The organism is Streptomyces sp. NEAU-YJ-81 (assembly GCF_017592595.1).
GTDB classification, from domain to species: Bacteria; Actinomycetota; Actinomycetes; order Streptomycetales; family Streptomycetaceae; genus Streptomyces; species Streptomyces hygroscopicus_B.
Genome location: NZ_JAGFNO010000131.1, coordinates 1 through 662 on the forward strand (window position 1 = coordinate 1; position 662 = coordinate 662).

The window sequence follows — 662 nt, forward strand, 5'->3', positions numbered from 1 at the left end:
GTACGGAGCCTGGAGCGAAGCCGGACCAGGCGCTGGCACCGCGAGTGGAAGCAGCGCTGGAACGTCTTCGACCAGCAGCCCGAGCGCGCCAAGCAGCTCGTCGTGGACGGCGAGGACCCGGACAGCCCGCGTTCCGGCGACACCACCGCCCTGCTCGCCCGGCTCAAGGCCGACCCCCAGGTGGTCGCCCTGATCCTGAGCTCGCCCCCGGGGGCCACCCCCGAGGGAAACTCGGAGGTGCTGACCGCCTGGCGGGCCGGGATCCCGGTGGTCGCCTGGGACGGCCGGACGCCCCGTGACCCAGGCTTCGTCCAGCAACTGAGACAAAAACAGGCCGAGCCAAGCGGGAACCTGGCACGGCTCCGTGAAGCCATGACAGAGTTACGTCTGGACGCCCATACGATCGGCTCCGCGGAGGGGGAGCATCACCTCGGGCAACATGTGGTGCTCGTTTGGGACGACCCAACCCGACCGGTGGAACCTTTTGGGCGCATTTCGGGGCCGGACGACGGGGTAGGTGGTCGATGAGCGACGGAGAGCCTGCGCGGCGCCACAACGGACGGGTCCAGCAGGACTCGGGGTCCGCTTCCGGTGCCCTGCCGTCCGGGATACCGCGCCCCTGGTGGATCTACCAGGGCACCGGGCGCCCGCTCCACGACGTA

1 pseudogene is annotated in these 662 nt (G+C 70.2%); it reads left to right on the forward strand.

Annotated features, from left to right (window positions below):
• Positions 1 to 528, forward strand: a pseudogene (locus tag J5X86_RS50245) (hypothetical protein); the annotation flags it as partial.
• Positions 529 to 662: the final 134 nt, after the last annotated feature.